General features: G+C 64.8%; 12 protein-coding genes. 3 read left to right on the top strand and 9 right to left on the bottom strand.

Features of this window, described 5'->3' with window-relative positions; genetic code table 11:
- Positions 1-15: 15 nt before the first annotated feature.
- The 5 genes from egtD to gluQRS form a co-directional block, all read right to left on the bottom strand.
- The gene (egtD, locus tag B4F07_RS10725; protein ID WP_293701057.1) at positions 16-1,002 is read right to left on the bottom strand and encodes an L-histidine N(alpha)-methyltransferase; all 987 of its coding nucleotides are present in this window, start codon (positions 1,000-1,002) and stop codon (positions 16-18) included.
- Between the two features lies 1 nt (position 1,003).
- Positions 1,004-2,281, bottom strand: coding sequence for an ergothioneine biosynthesis protein EgtB (gene egtB / locus B4F07_RS10720; RefSeq protein WP_293701058.1), 1,278 nt, complete (start codon positions 2,279-2,281; stop codon positions 1,004-1,006).
- Between the two features lie 240 nt (positions 2,282-2,521).
- Positions 2,522-3,103, bottom strand: a complete 582-nt coding sequence (locus tag B4F07_RS10715; protein WP_293701059.1) for a cob(I)yrinic acid a,c-diamide adenosyltransferase — start codon at positions 3,101-3,103, stop codon at positions 2,522-2,524.
- 133 nt (positions 3,104-3,236) lie between these two features.
- Entirely contained in the window at positions 3,237-3,461 is a 225-nt protein-coding gene (locus B4F07_RS10710; RefSeq protein WP_293701060.1) for an HIG1 domain-containing protein, read from the bottom strand.
- Positions 3,462-3,470: 9 nt separating this feature from the next.
- Positions 3,471-4,322: a tRNA glutamyl-Q(34) synthetase GluQRS gene (gene gluQRS / locus B4F07_RS10705; protein WP_293701061.1), complete on the bottom strand. Its 852-nt coding sequence runs from the start codon at positions 4,320-4,322 to the stop codon at positions 3,471-3,473.
- Positions 4,323-4,491: 169 nt separating this feature from the next.
- On the opposite strand from gluQRS, the gene B4F07_RS10700 reads away from it, so the two are divergent.
- The 3 genes from B4F07_RS10700 to ppc all read left to right on the top strand — a co-directional run bounded on the left by B4F07_RS10700 (position 4,492) and on the right by ppc (position 8,361).
- Positions 4,492-5,058 (top strand): HNH endonuclease, encoded by a 567-nt coding sequence (locus tag B4F07_RS10700; RefSeq protein ID WP_293701062.1) that lies wholly within the window; start codon positions 4,492-4,494, stop codon positions 5,056-5,058.
- Between the two features lie 141 nt (positions 5,059-5,199).
- The gene (locus tag B4F07_RS10695; protein ID WP_293701063.1) at positions 5,200-5,619 is read left to right on the top strand and encodes a YbaY family lipoprotein; all 420 of its coding nucleotides are present in this window, start codon (positions 5,200-5,202) and stop codon (positions 5,617-5,619) included.
- Positions 5,620-5,682: 63 nt separating this feature from the next.
- The gene (gene ppc / locus B4F07_RS10690) at positions 5,683-8,361 is read left to right on the top strand and encodes a phosphoenolpyruvate carboxylase (protein ID WP_293701064.1); all 2,679 of its coding nucleotides are present in this window, start codon (positions 5,683-5,685) and stop codon (positions 8,359-8,361) included.
- Positions 8,362-8,475: 114 nt separating this feature from the next.
- On the opposite strand, the gene B4F07_RS10685 is transcribed toward ppc, so the two are convergent.
- The 4 genes from B4F07_RS10685 to B4F07_RS10670 all read right to left on the bottom strand — a co-directional run bounded on the left by B4F07_RS10685 (position 8,476) and on the right by B4F07_RS10670 (position 12,656).
- Positions 8,476-8,991 (bottom strand): hypothetical protein, encoded by a 516-nt coding sequence (locus tag B4F07_RS10685; RefSeq protein ID WP_293701065.1) that lies wholly within the window; start codon positions 8,989-8,991, stop codon positions 8,476-8,478.
- A gap of 196 nt (positions 8,992-9,187) precedes the next feature.
- Positions 9,188-9,991 (bottom strand): SDR family oxidoreductase, encoded by an 804-nt coding sequence (locus B4F07_RS10680; RefSeq protein WP_293701066.1) that lies wholly within the window; start codon positions 9,989-9,991, stop codon positions 9,188-9,190.
- A 154-nt stretch (positions 9,992-10,145) separates the two neighbouring features.
- Entirely contained in the window at positions 10,146-11,264 is a 1,119-nt protein-coding gene (locus tag B4F07_RS10675; protein WP_293701067.1) for an acyl-CoA dehydrogenase family protein, read from the bottom strand.
- 210 nt (positions 11,265-11,474) lie between these two features.
- Entirely contained in the window at positions 11,475-12,656 is a 1,182-nt protein-coding gene (locus B4F07_RS10670; RefSeq protein WP_293701068.1) for an acyl-CoA dehydrogenase family protein, read from the bottom strand.
- Positions 12,657-12,712 lie beyond the last annotated feature (56 nt).

Here is a 12,712-nt window from a genome sequence, read left to right as displayed (position 1 = left end):
CATCGGCGGTCAGCGTCAAGGGGCCGAGCGGAACTCGGTTGCTTCAGCGAGGATCAGCGCGAAGGCGGGGTCGGTGTCGTCCCACGTCGCGACCGGGGTCCAGCCGCTGGCGCGCAGCAGCAGGTTGGCATCGCGGGGGCCGTACTTATGGCTGTTCTCGCTGTGGATCGTCTCGCCTGCCGCCATATGATAGTCACGCCCATCGATGGTGAAATCCAAGTCGCACGCCGCGACGAGATGCATTTCGATCCGCGCATGGACGCCGTTCCAGACCGCGCGGTGGGTGAAATTTTCGACCGGAATGTCACCGTTCAGCTCGCGGTTGATCCGTTCGAGCAGGTTGAGGTTAAACGCCGCCGTGACGCCCGCCGGATCATCATAGGCGAGTTCCAGTACACGCTCATCCTTGATCCGGTCGATGCCGATCAGAAGCAGGGATCCCTCGCCCAGTGCTTCGCGCCAGTTGCGGAGCAAATCGACCGCGGTGCGCGCAACCATATTACCGATCGTGCTGCCCGGGAAAAAGCCGAGCTTGGGCATAGCGGCGATTTCGCGCGGCATATCGACGCGCTGGGTAAAGTCGGCCTCAACCGGATAGACGGGCAACCCGTCAAAACGCGTCGCAAGCGTGCGGGCGCTATCGCGCAGGAAATCGCCGGAGATATCGACCGGCACATAAGCCGCGGGCGCGATCGCATCGAGCAAAAGCGGGGTCTTGGTCGAGCTGCCCGAGCCCAGTTCGACAACCGCGCGGCTCGGGCCGACTGCCGCTGCGATATCGGCGGCGTGGCGGGTGAGCAGATCGGTCTCGCTGCGCGTCGGATAATACTCAGGCAGCGCGGTGATATCCTCGAACAGCGCCGAGCCGGTGGCATCATAGAACCAGCGCGCCGGAACCGCTTTTTGCGCCTGCGCCAGACCGGCATGGACGTCGGCGCGGAAGGCGATATCGACTCCCGCGGCATCGGCATCGACCTGCCGAAGATTGCGAACAACGCCCATGTCAGAGATCCTTGGCTAAACGCACGCCGGTGAATTGCCAGCGCTGGTGGGGGTAAAAGAAATTGCGGTAGGAGGCGCGCAGATGGCCGCGCGGGGTCGCGCAGCTGCCGCCGCGCAGCACGAACTGGCCGCTCATGAACTTGCCATTATATTCGCCGACCGCGCCGGGCGCGGCGCGGAAGCCGGGGTACGGGCGATAGGCGCTGCCGGTCCATTCCCACACGCTGCCGAACATCTGTTGCAAGCCGGTGTCATCGACCGCGGCGGCAGGGTGCGCCGGCCCTGCCACGTCGAGCTGTTGCCCCGAGGCCGGGTCGAGGCGCGCTGCGGCGACTTCCCATTCGAACTCGGTCGGGAGGCGCGCGCCTGCCCAGCTGGCGAAGGCGTCGGCCTCGAAAAAGCTGATATGGGTAACCGGGGCAGCGGGGTCGATGGCCTGCCAACCCGACAGGGTGAAGTGGCGGTCGCCGTCCCAATAGGCGGGGGCGTCGATGCTTTCGCTTTGCACCCACGCCCAGCCGTCGCTGAGCCAGAGCGAGGGCGTGTGATAGCCACCATCGGCGATGAATTGCTGCCATTCGCCGTTGCTGACCGGGCGGCTGGCGAGCGCGTGCGGGGGCAGGAGCGTATCGTGGCGTGGGCCTTCGCAATCGAAGGCGAAGCCGTCGCCATCATGGCCGACCTGGGTCACGCCCGCATTGCCCTCAATCCATTTCATGGCGGAAAACTGCGTAACTTCACTCGCGATGGCGGTTTTTTCCCACACCGCCGGTCCGAGCGGGTTTTGCGCGAAGAGATGTTTGAGGTCGGTGAGCAGCAATTCCTGATGCTGCTGTTCGTGCTGGATGCCGAGTTCGATCAATATGTGTGCCGCGGGGGGCAGGTCGGGGAGCGCGGTCTGCACCGCGGTATCGACATGCGCGCGCCAGATGCAGATGTCGTCCAGCGAGGGGCGGGTCAGCAGACCGCGTTGCGGGCGCGCGTGGCGCGGTCCCTCGGCCTCATAATAGCTGTTGAATAGATAGGCGTAGCGATCGTCGAACGCGCTATAGTCCGCCACATGGTCGCGCAGGATGAAGGTTTCGAAAAACCATGTCGTGTGCGCGAGGTGCCATTTGGCGGGCGAGGCGTCGGGCATCGACTGGGCGCTGGCGTCGGCGTCGGACAACGTTGCGACGAGGTCGAGCGACAGGCGGCGGGTGGCGGCGAAACGCTGCGCGAGCAGGTCGGGCGTGTGGGCGGTTTGCGCGAGAGGTGAAGCGTCGGTTCGGCTGGCCATGATGAGACAATCCCCCGCGGTGCGATTCGGTTTCGCATGACGAAGGAATATGGTTACGCGGTGGCGAAATGTCTAGAACATTTGGGGAACAGTGCCGATCCTCCCTGTGGCGAAGCCATGGGGAGGGGGACCGCTTGCGAAGCAAGGGGTGGAGGGGCCGCAACGGAAGTTCCAACGCCCTTCCGTCAGCGCTTCGCGCTGCCACCTCCCCATCGCTGCGCGACAGGGAGGATTATGCGGTTACCGTGTCGCGCCGGGTTTCCACAAAATGTCACCGCCCGCTGCGGCATTGAGGTGCCGGGTGAGCACGAACAGATGGTCGGACAGGCGGTTGAGATAGGTGAGCGCGAGCGGGTTGAGGTCGCGCTCGCTTCCTGCCGCGACCGCCGCCCGTTCGGCGCGGCGCGTTACCGCGCGCGCAAGATGGAGCCGCGCCGCCGCGTCGGTGCCGCCGGGCAGGATGAAGCTCTTGAGCGCGTCAAGATCGTCGTTCATGCGGTCGATCTCGTCCTCCAGCCGCGCGATCTGGCTGGGGACGATGCGCAGTGCCATGTCGTGCGGGCCAAAGCCGAACTGGATGTCGGCGGGGGTGGCGAGGTCGGCCCCAAGGTCAAACATCTCGTTCTGGATCCGCACGAGCATCGCGGTGGCGTCGCTGTTCGGATGGAGCGCGGCGACCGCGATGCCGATCGCGCTGTTCGCTTCATCGACATCGCCGATCGCCGCCATCAGCGACGCCGATTTGGCGATCCGCGAGCCATCGACCAGCCCGGTGGTGCCGTCGTCGCCAGTGCGCGTGTAGATTTTGTTGAGTTTGACCATGTGTGGATAATCCGTTGTGGGACCATCACCCTACCCCGTTCGTGTCGAGCGAAGTCGAGACACTCATCGTTCGTGCTGGCCTTCCCGGTGTCTCGACTTCGCTCGACACGAACGGAAGAAGAAGCGTCCCCGATCAGCCGCCCGCGGCGAGCAGGCCAATCAGCACGATGAGGATGATGGTGATCGCCTGCCATTTGACGCGCGACATCATCATCTTGTTCTGCATCACCTGATTTTCCTCGACTTTTCCGTCGATCACCGCCCGGTGACCTTGCGAAAAATAGAAGAGCCCCCGCGCGAGCGAGAAGAGGACGAAGCCGGCCGCCACGACGACGCCGATGATCAGCAAGATGTTCATGGCCCCTATTTAGGGCATTTGCAGCGAATAACCAGTGGGAAGCCGTCCGGCGAGCAGATTGGCGGCGAGCGTGGGGCCATCGACACCGCTCGCGCGCATTGCGGCGAGCGAGGCCGCGGCGTCGCGCTTCGCCAACCGCTTGCCGTCGGGGCCGCAGACCAGTGCGTGATGGCGGTACAGCGGAGTGGGCAGGTCGAGCAGCGCCTGAAGGAGGCGGTGAACATCGGTCGCGGCGACCAGGTCGGCGCCGCGGATGACGTGCGTGACCCCCATCGCGGCGTCGTCGAGCGTGCTGGCGAGATGATAGCTGGCGGGGGCGTCCTTGCGCGCGAGGACGATGTCGCCATGCGCCAGCGGATCGGCGGGGCGCATCCCCTGCCCTTGTTCTTCCCACATCAGATCACCGACCATCGCCGATGCCCGCGCGGTATCTAGACGCCAGCAATGCGGCTCGGTCGCCATCCGCCGCTCGCGCTCAGCTTCAGGCAGATTTCGGCAGGTGCCGGGATAGACCGCCCCCGACGGGCCATGCGGTGCCGAAAGGCTCGCGGCAATATCGGCGCGGGTGCAGAAGCAGGGATAGACGAGGTCGCGGGCGCGGAGCGTATCGAGCGCGGCGGCGTAATCGCTCAGTCGCGCCGACTGGCGCATCGGCTCACTATCCCAGCCGAGCCCGAGCCACGCCAGATCGGCGAGCGACGCGGCGACATAGTCCTCGCGCGAGCGGCTGCCGTCGATATCGTCGATGCGGATGAGGAATTGCCCGCCCGCCGCGCGCGCCGCGGCATGCGCCAGCACCGCGCTGTAAGCGTGACCCAGATGCAGGTCACCGGTCGGGCTGGGCGCGAAACGGGTCAGCATCGCCGTGGTAAAAACTCCATATACTGTGCCGACGTCATCAAAATCCTTCCATATCTTGCGGCAGATGCCCCCTTGACGTCAGAATCTGATCGGGCATGTAATGATGGTGTCACGCAGGGAAGGCAGTGGCGCGCCATCCCGTGAAGCAATGGGGGCAGCATAACTAGCCATGTTCCATCCCGATCTTGCCCGGCATCCCGATAGTTGCCCGGCGCTCGTTCTCAACGCCGACTACACCCCGCTCAGCTATTATCCCTTGAGCCTGTGGCCGTGGCAGACTGCGGTCAAGGCGGTTTTCCTCGACCGCGTCACCATCGTCGAAAATTACGAGCGCGAGATTCACTCGCCGACGCGGACGATGCCGATCCCCAGCGTCATCGCGCTGCGCCAATATGTGAAACCATCGCAGCACCCGGCCTTCACCCGCTTCAACCTGTTCCTGCGCGACCGCTTTGCGTGCCAGTATTGCGGGTCAGGCAAGGACCTGACTTTTGACCATGTCGTGCCGCGGCGGCTCGGCGGGCGGACGACATGGGAAAATGTCACGACGGCCTGTGCGCCATGCAACCTCAAAAAAGGCGGGCGGACGCCGCAACAGGCGCGGATGCCGATCTATCGCCAGCCGTGGCGCCCGACGAGCTGGCAGCTGCAGGACAATGGCCGCGCCTTTCCGCCGGGGTATCTGCATACAAGCTGGATCGACTGGTTATATTGGGATGTCGAGCTGGAGGGATAGGCTGCCCCGTCTGATTGAGATATGTCTTTAGCTTCCCGTGTCCCTGCGAAGGCAGGGACCCATCTCCTGCCGGTTTTATTCGGCATCGACCGGAGATGGACCCCTGCCTTCGCAGGGGTGCAGTCTGGTAAGGAAAAGATCATGGTCCGTATCGTCCGCGCCATCGCGCTTAGCTTCGCAACCCTGCCGCTCGCGGCGTGCATGACGACGCCCGCCGAGCAACCGGTGACCGTCACCGGCCAGATCACCTATCGCGAGCGCATCGCCTTGCCGCCGACCGCGCAGGTCGAAATCACCCTGGCCGACGTCAGCCTGATGGACGCACCCGCAAAGACGATCGCCCAGCAACGCTTCACCGCCGACGGGCGGCAGGTGCCCTTTGCCTTTTCGCTGACCGTCGACCAGCGCCCGCTCGACCCGCGCCACAGCTATGCGGTGTCGGCGCGCATCACCGACGCGTCGGGGCGGCTGATGTTCATCACCGATACGCGCAACAGCGTTGCGTTCGATGGCCGCCGCGCGATCGACATGGGGATGTTGGTGCTGGTCAAGACGAACTAATCAATCGCGCGCATAGCTATGCGCCGCTTGACCCCGCGCCTTCGCAGGTGCAGCAATCGCGTCATGGGGCCGCCGATCCAGATCTCGCAAAATCCCGACATCCGCTATCTGGGGCGGATCCTGGGCGACGTCATTCGTGCCTATGGCGGCGACAAATTGTTTCGGCAGACCGAATATATCCGCTCGTCGAGCGTCGACCGGCATCGCGGGATTGCGGGGGCCGAGGCGATCGATCCGGGGCTCGATGCACTGAGCCTGGATGACACGGTCGCGTTCGTGCGCGGGTTCATGCTGTTTTCGATGCTCGCGAACTTGGCCGAGGACCGGCAGGGGGTTGCGGCGGAGCCCGAGGCGACGGTCGCGGCGGCGATCGAGAAGCTGAAGGGCGACGGGATCGATAGCGATGCGATCGCGGCCTTGCTGAGCGCCTCGCTCGTTGCGCCGGTGCTGACCGCGCACCCGACCGAAGTGCGGCGCAAATCGATGCTCGACCACAAGAACCGCATCGCCGAACTGATGCTGCTGCGCGACAGCGGCGCCGACGAGACGCCCGAGGGCGACGTCGTCGAAGATGCGATCCGGCGCCAGATCGTGCTGCTGTGGCAGACGCGGCCGCTGCGCATGGAGAAATTGTTCGTTGCCGACGAGATCGACAATGCGCTGACCTATTTGCGCGATGTGTTCCTGCCGGTCGTTCCCAAGCTTTACGCGCGCTGGGAAGCCGAGCTGGGGCAGCGCCCCGCCAGCTTCCTGCGCGTCGGCAGCTGGATCGGCGGCGACCGCGACGGCAACCCCTTCGTCACCGCCGAGACGATGGTCATGGCGACGGGGCGCAATGCCGCCGCGGTGCTGGGCCATTATATCGACGCGGTGCATGGGCTGGGCGCCGAGCTGTCGGTGTCGGCGAGCCTGGCTGCGGTTCCCGACGCGGTAGAAGCTTTGGCCGAGGCAAGCGGCGATGGCGCGCCGAGCCGCCGCGACGAACCCTATCGCCGCGCGCTGTCGGGTATTTATGCGCGGCTGTGCGCGACCTATACGCAGATTGTCGGCAAGGCGCCGCCGCGGCCGTCGGCGCTGAAGGGTTTGCCTTACGCGACCCCTGCCGATTTTCGCCGCGATCTGGTTACGATCGCCAATGGCTTGTCTTCGAACAGCCAAGGCCAGTTCGGTGGGATCGGCGCGCTCGGGCGTTTGATCCGCGCCGTGGAAGTGTTCGGGTTCCACCTTGCGACGCTCGACATGCGGCAGAACAGCGCGGTGCACGAACGTGTGCTCGCCGAATTGCTCAAGGTGTCGGGCGTGTGCGCCGACTATCTGGCGCTGGACGAAGAGGCACGCGTCGCGCTGCTCACCGCCGAGCTGCAAAGTGACCGGCCCCTCGCCGCCCCGTGGCACCAGTGGAGCGACGAGACCGCCGGCGAACTCGCGATCGTCCACGCCGCTGCCGATGTCCGCGCGCGGCTGGGCGGGCAAGCGATCTGCCAGTGGATCATCAGCATGGCGCAGACCTTGTCCGACCTGCTGGAGGTTCATGTGCTGGCGCGCGAAGCCGGATTGTGGCGGAGCGGCGAGGCGGCGGGCCAATCGAACCTGATGGTGGTGCCGCTGTTCGAGACGATTGCCGATCTCGACAAGGCGCCCGACATCATGGCGCGCTATTTCGCGATGCCCGAAATCGGCCCGCAGGTCGGGGTGCGCGGACATCAGGAAGTGATGATCGGCTATTCGGATTCGAACAAGGATGGCGGGTATCTGACCTCGACCTGGGGGCTGCATCAGGCGTCGCAGGCGCTGACCCCGGTGTTCGACGAGGCCGATACGGCGATGCAATTGTTCCACGGCCGCGGCGGCGCGGTCGGACGCGGCGGCGGCAGCGCCTTTGCCGCGATCCGCGCCCAGCCCGCGGGCACGGTGCAGGGGCGCATCCGGATCACCGAACAGGGCGAGGTGATCGCAGCGAAATATGGCACCGCGGCGAGCGCGGCGACAAACCTGGAAGCGATGGTATCGGCGAGCCTGCTCGCGAGCCTCGAGCCCGAGGCGCTGAGCGATGCCGACGCGGCGCGCTTTACCGCGGCGATGGACCAACTCTCGGATAGCGCCTTCGCCGCCTATCGCGGGTTGGTGTACGACACCCCGACGTTCAAGGATTTCTTTCGCGCGATGACCCCGATCGCCGAGATCGCGACGCTAAAGATCGGGTCGCGGCCGTCGAGCCGCACCAAGTCGAGCGCGATCGAGGATCTGCGCGCGATCCCGTGGGTGTTCAGCTGGGCGCAGGCGCGCGCGATGCTGCCGGGCTGGTACGGGACCGGCGAAGGTTTTGCGGCGTTCGGCGACAAGGCGCTGCTGGCCGACATGGCGGCGGGCTGGCCATTTTTTGCGGCGCTGCTCGGCAATATGGAAATGGTGCTGGCGAAGTCCGACATGGGGATCGCGGCGCGCTATGCCGAGCTGGCAGCGCATGTCGATGGCCATGACGCGATCTTTGGCCGCATCCGCGACGGATGGAACCGCGCGCATGACGGGTTGCTGGACATTACCGGGCAGACGCGGTTGCTGGAGAAGAACCCGGCGCTCGAGGCGTCGATCCGGTTGCGGCTGCCCTATATCGAACCGCTGAATTTACTTCAGATCGAGTTGATGAAGCGGCACCGGGCGGGGGAAACCGACCCGCGGATCGCCGAAGGAATCCAGCTGACGATCAACGCGATTGCGACGGCATTGCGGAATAGCGGGTAAGGTTCGACCCACGCCTGATCCCGTTTGTGTCGAGCGAAGTCGAGACACGTCAACGCAGCGCTAGCGTGTCTCGACTTCGCTCGACACGAACGGAGGTGGGTGTTGGGCTGCCCCTCAGCTCTTCACAATCACCACCTCGCCCTTGGCGGTCGCGCCGTCAGGGGCGAAGTTGATGCGAAAATCGGCGCCGTCCTTGTCCTTGCCCGCGAGCATATTGCCGGTGCGAGTAACCTTGACGCCCTTTTTGGCAAATTCGCCCGCCATCCAGTCGGCAGCCTTGGTCGGCGCGGCGGGGGAGGTGAAGCCAAGTTTGACCACGGCCTTGTCGGCGCCATTCTTGTCGTTGGCATCGACGTCGACCGTGGTCACCTTGCTGCCGGGGTAGAGTTTGACGCCATCGATGTCGAAATCGCTTTCGATGTCGAGGTCGACGAAATCGGGGATGTTGATGTCGATCGACGCGCCTTCGCCGCCGATCTTGATATTGCCGCCGTCCTTGCCGGCCTTGATCTGGACGCCGCCCTGGTCGTCGCCCGCGTTGATCGAGACCTCAGTGGCGTCCTTGGCTTTCTCGTCAGACCCGCAGGCCGCGAGGAACATCATCGGGGGGATCAGGAACGCGAGGCGCATGGGGATTCTCCTTGGTGCATTAGTTATATAATACACCTTGAAGCTGGGCGAGTCAATCGGCCCTCGCCCTCCCCTTCAGGGGAGGGCAGCGAGACTTACGAACTTGTTCGTTAGTCGCAGCGGGTGGGGTTTTGCGGCCTTGCGCTAAGCCGACAGACCCCACCCCAACCCCTCCCCTGACGGGGAGGGGCTTACGTTAGGCGTCGATGCTCGTCTTCAGGTCGCCATGCACCAGCCCGCCGTCGACGGTGATCGTGTCGCCGACGACATAGTCGCCAGCTTTCGACGCGAGGAAGATCGCGGCGCCCGCCATATCCTCGGGAACGCCGATGCGCTTCACGGGGATGCTTTTCGCGACCGCATCGCCATGGTCACGCGCCGCCTTGTTCATGTCCGACTGAAAGGCGCCCGGGGCGATCGCAGTGACCAGAATATGATCGGTGACCAGCCGCGCGGCGAGGCGCTTGGTGAGGTAGAGGATCGCGGCTTTCGATGCGTGATAGCTGTAGGTTTCCCACGGATTGAGCCGCTGGCCGTCGATCGAGCCGATGTTGATGACTTTCGCGGGGCGCTCATGCGAGCCGCCCGCCTTGAGCAGTCCGTGCAGCGCCTGCGTCAGGAAGAAGGGCGATTTGACGTTGATGTCCATCACCTTGTCCCAGCCCGCTTCGGGGAAGCCCTCGAAGGGTTCGCCCCATGCGGCGCCGGCATTGTTGACGAGGATGTCGAGGCGTTCCTCGCGCGCTTCGAGTTCCTTGGCGAGCGCGCGGCAGCCTTCGACCGTGGCAAGGTCGACCGGCAGGCCGATAACCTTGCCCGGATAGCGGGTGTCGAAATCGGCGATGGCTTCCTCGATCTGCGCGGTCTTGCGCGCCGAGATGTACACGCGGGCGCAGCCTGCGGCGAGATAGCCCTCGACGATCATCTTGCCGATGCCGCGCGAGCCGCCGGTGACGAGGGCGATGCGGCCGTCGAGGCCGAACATGTCTTGGAGGTTCATTCTAGTGGGCTCCTTAAAGCCCCTCGCCTTCGGGGGAGGGGTTGGGGTGGGGGTTGCGAGGTTGCGCAGACTTCGGTGCCCACCCCGCTGCGACTAGGCAGCAAGCTGCCAAGTCTCGCTGCCCCTCCCCTGAAGGGGAGGGGTTTCAATTAACTCAGTACCCGTTCATCCGCGCGACCTGGTCGATGTGGTAATGCACGTCGCCCATAAATTCGGCGAGCGCGCGGTCGCGTTTCATATAGAGGCCGATGTCATATTCGTCGGTCATGCCGATGCCGCCGTGCATCTGCACGCCCTCGCGCACCGCGAGGTTGGCGGCGCGGCCGGCCTTGGCCTTGGCGACCGAGACCATCAGCTTGGCGCCCTCATTGCCTTCATCGAGCAATTGCTGCGCCTTCATAACGGTAGCGCGCGCGACTTCCATTTCGCCGTAGAGATGCGCGGCGCGGTGCTGGAGCCCTTGGAACTCGCCGATCAGCTTGCCGAACTGCTTGCGTTCCTTGAGATAAGTGACGGTCATGTCCATCGCGCCCTGCCCGACGCCGACCATTTCGGCGGCGGCACCGGTGCGGGTGGCGGCGAGCAGCGCGTCGAGGATGTCGCCGCCGGCATCGACCTCGCCGATCACCGCGTCGGCATCGACCTCGACGCCGTCGAGGGTGACATGGCTCGCGAGCGAAGAGTCGACAAGGCGGCGCGGATCGGCGGTGACGCCTTTGGCATCCTTCGGCACCGCAAACAAAGTGATTCCGCCGTCGGTCTTCGCCGCGACGATGCTCATGTCGGCGACATGGCCATGGAGGACGAAGCTTTTCTTGCCATCGAGACGAAAGCCATTGCCGGCGCGCGTCGCGGTGGTCGCGATACGGTCGGGGCGGTGCTTGGCGCCTTCGTCGATCGCGAGTGCGATGATCGCCTCGCCGCTGGCAATGGCGGGAAGCCAGCGGCCCGCCTGTGTGCCGCCCGCCTTGGCGAGCGCGGCGACCGCGCCGACGCTGGTCGACAGGAAGGGCGAGGGGGTCAGGTTGCGGCCGATTTCCTCGAGCACGATCCCCGCCTCCATATGGCCCATGCCGAGCCCACCATGCGCCTCGGGAACGAGCATCCCCGGCAGGCCCATTTCGGTGAACTGCGCCCACAGGTCGCGGGAGAAGCCCGTGGCGTCGGCAGAGTCACGCAGTTTGCGCAGGTGCGACACGGGGGCCTGTTCGGCGACGAAGGGCGCGACGCTGTCCTTGAGCATCGCCTGGTCGTCATTGTAGTAGAGTGGCATTTTGTTTCTCCTAAGCCCCTCCCCTTCAGGAGTGGCGGGTAAACCGTCCCCCGGACGGTTTAGATCATGCCGGGGGCATGATCGACCCGCCACTGGGTTGGGGTGGGGGCCAGCGGCCTTGCGCGGCCTGCGAGGCCCACCCCGCTGCGACTAGGCAGCAAGCTGCCAAGTCTCGCTGCCCTCCCCTGAAGGGGAGGGCGTGTTTCCGTTCTAAGCCCCCGGCAAATCCAAAATACGCTTGGCGATGACGTTGAGCATGACTTCGCTCGTGCCGCCTTCGATCGAATTGGCCTTGGTGCGCAGCCAGCCGCGCGCGCGGGCGCCGCCCTTGGTCTCTTCGCTGTCCCATTCGAGCGCTTCGCTGCCGCCACCCGACATGACGAGTTCGTGGCGGCGCTTGTTGAGCTCGGTGCCGACATATTTCATCATGTTCGAGCTGGCGGGATGCGCGCGGCCGGTCTTCCACATATCCATAAAACGCTCGCCCATCGCGCGATAGGCAAAGACGTCGGTATCGAACGCCGCCATTTCGGCGCGCAGGATCGGATCGTCGAGTTCGCCCGCGGCATTCTTGCCAAAGGATTTCGCGAACGCGCCGCCGATGCTGACCATGTCGCCGCCGGCGCCGCCGCCCGAGATCATCTCGCGTTCGTGGCCGAGCAGATATTTGGCGACATCCCAGCCGCGGTTGATCTCGCCGACGAACTGGTCCTTTGGCACCTTCACATCGTCGAAGAAGGTTTCGCAGAAGGGCGAGTTGCCGCTGATCAGCAGGATCGGCTTGGTCGTGACCCCCGGGCTTTCCATGTCGAAAAGCATGAAGGTGATGCCCTGATATTTGTTCGCCTTGTCGGTGCGGACGAGGCAGAAAATCCAGTCGGCCTGGTCGGCGTAGCTGGTCCAGATCTTCGATCCGTTGACGACCCAATGATCGCCCTTGTCTTCGCCGAACGTCTGGAGCGAGACGAGATCGCTGCCCGAACCGGGTTCCGAATAGCCCTGGCACCAGCGGATTTCGCCGCGCGCGATCGGATTGAGATACTGGACTTTCTGCTCCTCGGTCCCGAATTGCAGCAGCGCGGGGCCGAGCATCCAGATGCCGAAGCTGTCGAGCGGCGAACGCGCGTGGATGCGCTTCATTTCCTGTTTGAGGATCTTGGTCTGTTCGGGGGTCAGCCCGGCGCCGCCATAGGCCTTGGGCCAGTCGGGGACGGTGTAGCCCTTGGCAACGCAGGCTTCGAGCCACGTCTTCTGGGCGTCATTCTTGAACACCCATTTGCGTCCGCCCCAACAGACGTCGCCTTCTTCGCGGACGGGCTCGCGCATTTCGGCGGGGCAGTTCGCCTCCAGCCAGGCACGGGTTTCGGCGCGGAATGCGGCCAGATCGCTCATCGTCAATGCTCCTCTTCCGCGCCAAATCTAGGGGGATTCGCCTGCTTTACGCAAGC

The organism is Sphingopyxis sp. UBA6723 (genome assembly GCF_002454115.1).
In the GTDB taxonomy this organism is placed as follows: Bacteria; Pseudomonadota; Alphaproteobacteria; order Sphingomonadales; family Sphingomonadaceae; genus Sphingopyxis.
The sequence above is the reverse complement of the archived record's forward strand: the minus strand, read 5'-3'. Positions and strand labels throughout refer to the sequence as shown.

Excerpts from the sequence above, each read along its gene's own strand:
- egtD (WP_293701057.1), bottom strand. The coding sequence starts at position 1,002 with ATGGGCGTTGTTCGCAATCTTCGGCAGGTCGATGCCGATGCCGCGGGA.
- egtB (WP_293701058.1), bottom strand. The coding sequence starts at position 2,281 with ATGGCCAGCCGAACCGACGCTTCACCTCTCGCGCAAACCGCCCACACG.
- B4F07_RS10715 (WP_293701059.1), bottom strand. The coding sequence starts at position 3,103 with ATGGTCAAACTCAACAAAATCTACACGCGCACTGGCGACGACGGCACC.
- B4F07_RS10710 (WP_293701060.1), bottom strand. The coding sequence starts at position 3,461 with ATGAACATCTTGCTGATCATCGGCGTCGTCGTGGCGGCCGGCTTCGTC.
- gluQRS (WP_293701061.1), bottom strand. The coding sequence starts at position 4,322 with ATGCTGACCCGTTTCGCGCCCAGCCCGACCGGTGACCTGCATCTGGGT.
- B4F07_RS10700 (WP_293701062.1), top strand. The coding sequence starts at position 4,492 with ATGTTCCATCCCGATCTTGCCCGGCATCCCGATAGTTGCCCGGCGCTC.
- B4F07_RS10695 (WP_293701063.1), top strand. The coding sequence starts at position 5,200 with ATGGTCCGTATCGTCCGCGCCATCGCGCTTAGCTTCGCAACCCTGCCG.
- ppc (WP_293701064.1), top strand. The coding sequence starts at position 5,683 with ATGGGGCCGCCGATCCAGATCTCGCAAAATCCCGACATCCGCTATCTG.
- B4F07_RS10685 (WP_293701065.1), bottom strand. The coding sequence starts at position 8,991 with ATGCGCCTCGCGTTCCTGATCCCCCCGATGATGTTCCTCGCGGCCTGC.
- B4F07_RS10680 (WP_293701066.1), bottom strand. The coding sequence starts at position 9,991 with ATGAACCTCCAAGACATGTTCGGCCTCGACGGCCGCATCGCCCTCGTC.
- B4F07_RS10675 (WP_293701067.1), bottom strand. The coding sequence starts at position 11,264 with ATGCCACTCTACTACAATGACGACCAGGCGATGCTCAAGGACAGCGTC.
- B4F07_RS10670 (WP_293701068.1), bottom strand. The coding sequence starts at position 12,656 with ATGAGCGATCTGGCCGCATTCCGCGCCGAAACCCGTGCCTGGCTGGAG.